This window comes from Mesorhizobium sp. M7A.F.Ca.CA.003.01.2.1, assembly GCF_003998945.1.
Taxonomy (GTDB): Bacteria; Pseudomonadota; Alphaproteobacteria; order Rhizobiales; family Rhizobiaceae; genus Mesorhizobium; species Mesorhizobium ciceri.
In genome coordinates, this window is record NZ_RZRA01000180.1 from 1 (window position 1) to 7,238 (window position 7,238).

Sequence of the window (7,238 nt, forward strand, 5' to 3'; positions counted from 1 at the left end):
GTGTTGGGTCCAAGCGCATCCATTCGCTGCTGGCGACGGTTGACCCGACGAAGCTCGCCGCGATGGAGCGGGTGAAACGAGCGCTGGACGATCAGTCGATCATGAACCCCGACAAGGTGCTTCCCTCCGACGCCTGGTTTGTCCGGTCCTCCAGGCCGCTCCTTTCCGGCAATGAGCGCCGATTGCCACCTCAGAACACGAGCCATCACAACGATGAATAGCCCCACGGTGGAACGACAGGGAATGAACGGATTGACCGCAACCGCCAGCGATCCGGTGGGATCGACCATGCGCCATGATGAGCCAGCCCCCGCCTATGCCCGTGATTTCGCCGTCCTTCGCAGGAGATTTCGCGAAGCCGCCGAGCGGGCCGGCGCGGAACTGTCTGAATATGTTCATCCGCTGAACGGCCCGGATGGCGAGACGCTGGCGACGGATGTGGCGCTGCTTGGCCGCCGCGATGCGCGCAAGCTGATCGTGCTCATCTCCGGTACGCATGGTGTCGAGGGCCCGTTCGGCTCGACTTGCCAGACCGCGTGGCTCGGCCAGAAGCACCTGCGGCGCCTGCCCGGCGACACAGCCATCCTTGCCATTCACCTCATCAATCCCTGGGGTACGGCTTGGTCGCGGCGCGTCAACGAGGACAATGTCGACCTCAACCGCAACTTCATCGACTGGTCTTCAAGTGCTCCCGTCAACAACGGTTATGCCGGCCTGCACGACGCCATGGCGTATCGCGAGTGGGAGGGACCGGACCGCATAGCGGCCGACGAGAAGCTCGCCGTGGCGCGCAAAAGGCTTGGGCATGCCGGGCTGGCGGCGATCGTCGAAGCCGGCCAGTATGAGTTCGCCGACGGCATGTTCTACGGCGGTGGCGGCCCGGTCTGGTCGAACCGCACCTTGAACGAAATTCTGAAGACCTTTGCCGGCGCGGCGCGCCAGGCCATCGTCTTCGACCTGCATACCGGCGCCGGGCCTTACGGTTATCCGGCTCTGCTTTCTGTGGCGAGTTCCGAGCATGACGGCCTTGCCTGGGGCAAATCCATCTTCGGGCCGGCGCTGGCGACAGTCCTGACAGGCCAGGGCGCCAAGACCGATACCGGCATCACGGCAACGGCGACCGGCTATGTCTCCGATGCCGTCCGCAAGGCAATGCCGAACGCGCGCGTGCTGCCGCTTGTCGTTGAATGCGGCACGTTGGACGGGCCGGCTGTCATGGAAGCGGTCCAGGCCGACAACTGGCTGCATCTGTTCGGCAAGCTCGATTCGCCGTTGGGCAAGCGGATCCGCGACACTCTGCGTTGCGCCTTCATCCCGGATGACCCAGACTGGCAACGCACCTGCCTGTCCAGCAGCCTGCGCTATTTCGATCGTGCGCTGGCGGACCTGCGAACCGTCGAGATAACCCAGGACACCAGCAGCGAACAGACGCCGCCAACCCTTCCTGCCGTCGCGGCCGATCCGGCGCCCGCTGACAAGGCAAAGATCACCACGCCGGCCGTGCAGATCGACGAGCTTCACAAGAGCTTCGGCTCGCTTTTGGTGTTGAAGGGCGTCAATCTCACCGCCCATGCCGGTGAGGTCATTTCCATGATCGGCTCGTCGGGCTCGGGCAAGAGCACGTTCCTGCGTTGCATCAATCTTCTGGAGCAGCCGGATGGCGGCAAGGTCGCCATCGATGGCGAGGTGATCAAGATGAAGCCGCTGTCGAGCGGCCGTCTTGGGCCAGCCGATATGGCGCAGGTCGAACGCATCCGCGCCCGCGTCGGCATGGTGTTCCAGAACTTCAATCTGTGGCCGCACATGACTGTGGCGGAGAACATCATCGAAGCGCCCCGGCACGTCTTGAAGGAGCCCCGCGAGAAGGCCATCCAACATGCGCACGCTTTGTTGAAGAAGGTCGGGCTCGCCGACAAGCACGCTCATTATCCGGGCCAGTTATCAGGCGGCCAGCAGCAACGCGCCGCGATCGCCCGAACGCTCGCGATGCGTCCCAAAGTCATCCTCTTCGACGAACCGACATCGGCGCTCGATCCCGAGTTGGTCGGCGAGGTGCTGCGCGTGATCCGTCAACTGGCGGAGGAAGGCAACACCATGATCCTCGTAACGCACGAGATGCAGTTCGCGCGCGAGGTCTCCCACAAGGTTCTGTTTCTCCACCAGGGAAAGGTGGAGGAAGAGGGTGCGCCCGCGGAGCTGTTCGGCAGCCCGCGCTCGGAGCGTCTGCGCCAATTCCTGGCTCGGACACTGTGAGGGAAGCATTCTCGAAGCGTCCGGTTCGCACCGGACAACGGCAATGAAGACCAACAACAAGGGGAACTGATATGAAACTGAAAGTCTTGACGCTGCTCGCATGTCTCGCGGGAAGCATGGGAAGCGCATTGGCGGCCGAAGGCGAGTTGTCCATCGGAACGGAAGGCGCCTACCCGCCATGGAGCATGTCCGACGCCAATGGCAACGTCACCGGTTTCGACGCCGATGTCGGCGCGTTGCTGTGCACCAAACTCGCGGTGACCTGCCATTTTGTCGTGCAGGCGTTCGACGGGTTGATCCCGGCGCTGAAGGCCAAGCGCTTCGACGTCATCATCTCGGGCATGTCGATCACCGCCGATCGCAAGAAGGAGATCAATTTCAGCGTCGGCTATGCCGAACTGGCCAACATGTTCGTCGCGGCCAAGGGGTCTGATCTGGCCGCGATCACCGACGTCGACACGCTGCTGAAGTCGCTCGACGGCAAGAAGGTCGGCGTGCAGGCTGGCACGACCCACGCGCATTTCCTCGAGAAGCGTGCACCGAATGCCGACCTGAAAACCTACGACACGCTTGACCAGATGCAGATCGACCTGGCGAGCGGCCGTATCGACACGGCTTTCGCCGATCAATCCGCCTTGCAGGATTTTCTGGACAAGCCTGACGGCAAGAACTTCCAACTGGTCGGTGTTGAGATCAAGAGCACATACGACCCGACGCTTGGCGAAGGCATCGGCGTCGGCATCGCGCAGGACAACACCGAACTCAAGGTCAAGATCGACAAGGCGCTTTGCGAGCTGATCGCGGACGGCTCGGTCGGCAAGGCAAGCGAGAAATGGTTCAAGACGGACATTTCCCGGCCCTGCAAATAACGCCTTGGAACCCTCGCATGCGCCCGGAGCTCCGGGCGCATGCACTTCATTGGCACGACAAGACTAGGGCAACTCAGATGGAATTCGGTCTCTGGCAGGTTTGGGAAGCGGGTTGGGTGACCGCCATCCTGCGTGGCGCGTCGATAACGATCCTGGTGGGTCTCGTCAGCATGGCGGCCGGGCTGGTGATCGGCATTGTCTGCGGCTTGATCAAATGGGCCCGGATATTTCCGCTCTCGCTGCTCGTTGATGCCTATACCTCGCTGGTGCGCGGCGTGCCCGAGCTGCTCATCATCTACCTCCTGTTTTTCAGTTCGGTTGAATTCGTGACCAAGGTCGTGACCGCTTTCGGCTATGCCGGGGTCGCGGAGAGCGGCTATGCGTTCGTCATCGCGGTCATCGCCATCGGCGCGATCTCCGGCGCCTATTCGACCGAGGTCGTGCGCGGGGCCCTGGGCGCGATCCCCAATGGGCATATCGAGGCCGCGCGCGCGCTCGGGCTATCGGGCGGCCGGATCTTTCGCCGCATCATCGCGCCGCAGATGCTGCGCATCGCGGTTCCCGGAATCAACAACGTCTGGCAGACCACGATCAAGGACACGGCCCTGGTCTCGGTGGTCGGCCTTCAGGAGCTGATGCGCATTTCTTTCATTGGCGCCAATTCCACCCGCCACCCGTTCATCTTCTACCTGATCGCGGCTGTGGTTTATCTGGCCATTACGCTCGTCAGCCAGGCCGGGTTCGACGGCATCGAACGCCTGCTCAGGGTGAGGACGAGAAAGTAGTTATGATGGATCTCATCCAGCTAGCGGTTCCCGTCCTGCTCAAGGGCCTGTGGGTCACAGCGGCACTAACGTTCGTCTCGGTGCTGATCGGCTTCAATCTGGGCCTCGGTTTGGCGCTGATGCGACTGTCGTCGAACCGCTTCCTGTCAGGCTTTGCCAAATATTATTCCAATGTCTTTCGCGGGACGCCACTGCTGGTGCAGATTTTCCTGTTCTATTACGGGCTTGGCCAACTTTCCTCGATCAAGGACAACGCAGCTTTGTGGTGGTTGATCAGCGACGGCGCGCGCTGCGCCGTGCTGGCGCTTGCGCTGAACACGGCTGCCTACACGTCGGAGATCCTGCGCGGCGGATTGATGTCGGTTCCGGTTGGCCTCGTCGAAGCGGCGCAGGCATGCGGCATGTCGCGCATGCTGCGGTTCCGGCGCATCGAGTTTCCGCTCGCCATCCGCCAGGCGCTGCCGGCCTATGGCAATGAGCTCATCCTGGTCGTCAAGGGGACCAGCCTTGCCTCGACGATCACGGTGCTCGAGATCACCGGCTACGCCAAGCGGCTGATGAGCCAGACCTTCGCAATCTTCGAGATCTTCGCCATTGCCGGCGTGCTCTACCTTGTGATCAATCTGCTGTTGATCGCCATCATCCGCGCCATAGAGCGTTTCCTCATGCGCCACGAGGCCTCCTCTGGCCGAGATCTGGCAGCGCCGCAACCAAATCGATCGACCGTGGGTTCGTGACGCCCCTGCTAAGATAGAGCGATCCGAGCGAGTAGTTTTCACGACGTCTCTGACTAAAATGCAATTTCATTGGACGCTGAATGCCCGAGATAAAATGGGTGACCGATCGTCTCGCTTTAGATCACTGCTTCCTCGAGAAACGGCTCGTTGCGATCTATGCGCTCGTAACAGAACGGCGAAAGATCGAGCGTCTGGAAAGCCCCGTGAACGATAAGTTCTGAAACGGCGCGGCCCACGGCTGGCGACTGTTGCAGCCCGTGCCCCGAGAAGCCGTTGGCAAACATGAAATTGGTCACCTGCGGGTGGAAGCCGACGATGCCGTTGTGGTCGAGCATGTTGTACTCGTAGTGGCCGGTCCAACTGGTCTGGACCTTGAGTGCGTCGAAAGACGGAATGCGGTGCCAGAGTGCCGGCCAGATGTAGTCGTCGAACTCTTCATGGTGCATTTCAAAGTCGTCGTAGCCGGCCGGTCCGTCGCCTTGCGGCGTGTTGCCGGTGAGAAAAAGCTCGCCTTCGGGACGCACGAATGTTCCGGAAAGGTCGATGACATTGGGCATCCGGCCGGGGATCGGGTTGGCGCTGGCGAAGACGAAGCTGTAGCGCTTGTAGGGCGCGACCGGGATCGACAGGCCGGCCATGGCGGCCACCTGCTGAGCGCGCGGGCCCGCGGCGTTGACCAATGTTCCGCAGGCAACCGTCTGTCCGGTCGCGAGGCGCACCGAGATGACCCGCCCATCGGCGATGTCCAGCCCTGTCACGGCATTGTCAATATACTCGACGCCGCTGGCGCGGGCTGCGCGGCGGAAACCGTTCATCAGCCCCACGGAATCGAACCAGCCCTCTTCCCTGGCCCCCCAGGAACCGCCACCGAGATCCTCCACATTGAGCCAGGGGAAGCGATCCTTCAGCGGGCCCGGCTCAAGAAACACCGTGTGGGCCCCAAAACTGCGTTGCAGATCGACGCGCTCGCGGGCCGCTTTGACGCCGTCGGGTGAACAGCAGTAAAGATACCCATGCTCCTTGAAGCCGAGGTCGGGCGCCGGTTCGTCCTTGTAGAAAGGTGCCATACGCTCCTGAAATCCGCGGATGACCTCGATGCCGAACTGGCTGATCTTCACATTGATCGGATTGGAATATTGCTGCCGGATCGCACTGGTGGAGAGCGCCGTCGACGAGAATTCGTAGCTCGAGTCGCGTTCGACCACGAGGATCGAGGCGCCGCTGCCCAGCGCCTGGCTCAGCCAGTAGGCCGTGGACGAACCGATGACGGCGCCGCCGACGATGACGATGTCGTAGGCGGTGCGTGACGGCGCTTTGTACCGGGGGATCGGCATGGCTGTATCTCCGGTCTACTGAGTGAACGAAGCGACCAAGGCATCCGAGCCCCGCGCCAGCAGGCCGAGGTCGGAACCAACGGCAACCATGGTGAAGCCGTCGGCGAGGTAGCGGTCGGCATCGGTCTTTGCGGGAGCCAGGATCCCGCTGGCCTTGCCTGCCGCCGTTGCCGCCTTGCGCACCGAGGCGATCGCTTCTTGAACGTGTGCGGCCCCGGGATTGCCCATCGCACCCATATTGGTGGAAAGGTCGCCGGGTCCGACGAAGAGAACGTCGACGCCGTCCACTGCCGCAATTTCCGCGGCATTGGCGACGCCTAATTCATCCTCGATCTGTACGGCGAGAAGCTGCTGCTCACGCGCCTTGGCGTGGTAACCGGCGATGCGACCGAAGCCGTTGGCACGGTGACCGACCGAGAAGCCGCGAAATCCACCAGGCGCATATGTCATAGCCGCGACAATGGCGCGGGCCTGATCGGCCGTCCGCACATTGGGGATCATCAGGCTGCGCGCACCGATATCCAGGGCCTGCTTGATCAGATTGGGATCGTCGGAAGGCAGCCTGACGACGGCCTCGCTGTCGAAGCCGCCCATGACCTGCAACTGGGCCATGATGCTGCGCAGATGATTGGGGCTATGCTCGCCATCGATCAGCAGCCAGCCGGCGCCGGAGCCCGCGACAATTTCCGTCGTCAGGGCCGAAGCCAGCGAGCACCAGATGCCGATATGGGTCCGGCCGGCCGACACGGCAGCCTTCAGCGTGTTGAGGCGCTCTTGCATTTTGCGGTCGGTCTCCGATGAGCGAAAGGACGTTGAAATTTGTATGATGTCCTATATCATACGGCAATAATTTGCTGCAAGATGCAATACGCACCAACCTTCGTACAGGGGTTCAAGAATGAAGATCGGGTTCATCGGGCTCGGTGTGATGGGAGCACCGATGGCGCACCATCTCGTCGACGCGGGACATGAGATCTTCACGGTCCTGAACCGCTCCCCTCTGCCGAAGGACCTTAGGGCATCGGTCGTCGCCTCTCCTGGCGATGTGGCGCGGATGTCCGAGATCATCGTGACCATGCTGCCCGACACGCCAGATGTGGAGCGTGTCCTGCTTGGAGGAAACGGCGTCCTGGAGGGGCTGTCGGCCGATAAGCTGGTCATCGACATGAGCTCGATCAGCCCTATCGCCACTGCGGAATTCGCAGCGAAACTGCGGCAAGCGGGAGCCGGCTACCTCGACGCCCCGGTCTCGGGCCTGTC

The 7,238-nt window shown here is 62.1% G+C and carries 8 protein-coding genes; 6 read left to right on the forward strand and 2 right to left on the reverse strand.

Annotation, left to right across the window (positions count from 1 at the left end; translation table 11 throughout):
* The 5 genes from EN969_RS10060 to EN969_RS10080 form a co-directional block, all read left to right on the forward strand.
* A partial coding sequence (locus tag EN969_RS10060) for an FAD-linked oxidase C-terminal domain-containing protein (protein WP_281034593.1) occupies nt 1–221 on the forward strand: 221 nt, incomplete at its 5' end.
* Between the two features lie 22 nt (nt 222–243).
* A complete protein-coding gene (locus EN969_RS36625) occupies nt 244–2,253 on the forward strand; it encodes a DUF2817 domain-containing protein (protein ID WP_082826520.1) in 2,010 nt (669 codons plus the stop codon).
* A 71-nt stretch (nt 2,254–2,324) separates the two neighbouring features.
* A complete protein-coding gene (locus EN969_RS10070; RefSeq protein ID WP_063168718.1) occupies nt 2,325–3,122 on the forward strand; it encodes a transporter substrate-binding domain-containing protein in 798 nt (265 codons plus the stop codon).
* Nucleotides 3,123–3,199: 77 nt separating this feature from the next.
* Nucleotides 3,200–3,907: an ABC transporter permease subunit gene (locus EN969_RS10075; protein WP_063168719.1), complete on the forward strand. Its 708-nt coding sequence runs from the start codon at nt 3,200–3,202 to the stop codon at nt 3,905–3,907.
* Between the two features lie 5 nt (nt 3,908–3,912).
* A complete protein-coding gene (locus EN969_RS10080) occupies nt 3,913–4,644 on the forward strand; it encodes an ABC transporter permease (RefSeq protein WP_063170307.1) in 732 nt (243 codons plus the stop codon).
* 116 nt (nt 4,645–4,760) lie between these two features.
* Here EN969_RS10080 and EN969_RS10085 read toward each other — a convergent pair whose 3' ends face one another.
* Nucleotides 4,761–5,978 (reverse strand): FAD-dependent oxidoreductase, encoded by a 1,218-nt coding sequence (locus EN969_RS10085; protein ID WP_024503251.1) that lies wholly within the window; start codon nt 5,976–5,978, stop codon nt 4,761–4,763.
* Nucleotides 5,979–5,993: 15 nt separating this feature from the next.
* Complete coding sequence (locus tag EN969_RS10090) at nt 5,994–6,758, reverse strand: HpcH/HpaI aldolase/citrate lyase family protein (protein WP_063168720.1); 765 nt, start codon at nt 6,756–6,758, stop codon at nt 5,994–5,996.
* 118 nt (nt 6,759–6,876) lie between these two features.
* On the opposite strand from EN969_RS10090, the gene EN969_RS10095 reads away from it, so the two are divergent.
* Nucleotides 6,877–7,238 (forward strand): NAD(P)-binding domain-containing protein (locus EN969_RS10095; RefSeq protein WP_164758206.1); only part of this gene is annotated, 362 nt, incomplete at its 3' end.

Coding starts and splice junctions, on each gene's coding strand:
- EN969_RS10075 (WP_063168719.1), top strand. CDS start 3,200: ATGGAATTCGGTCTCTGGCAGGTTTGGGAAGCGGGTTGGGTGACCGCC.
- EN969_RS10090 (WP_063168720.1), bottom strand. CDS start 6,758: ATGCAAGAGCGCCTCAACACGCTGAAGGCTGCCGTGTCGGCCGGCCGG.
- EN969_RS10080 (WP_063170307.1), top strand. CDS start 3,913: ATGGATCTCATCCAGCTAGCGGTTCCCGTCCTGCTCAAGGGCCTGTGG.
- EN969_RS10070 (WP_063168718.1), top strand. CDS start 2,325: ATGAAACTGAAAGTCTTGACGCTGCTCGCATGTCTCGCGGGAAGCATG.
- EN969_RS10085 (WP_024503251.1), bottom strand. CDS start 5,978: ATGCCGATCCCCCGGTACAAAGCGCCGTCACGCACCGCCTACGACATC.
- EN969_RS36625 (WP_082826520.1), top strand. CDS start 244: ATGAACGGATTGACCGCAACCGCCAGCGATCCGGTGGGATCGACCATG.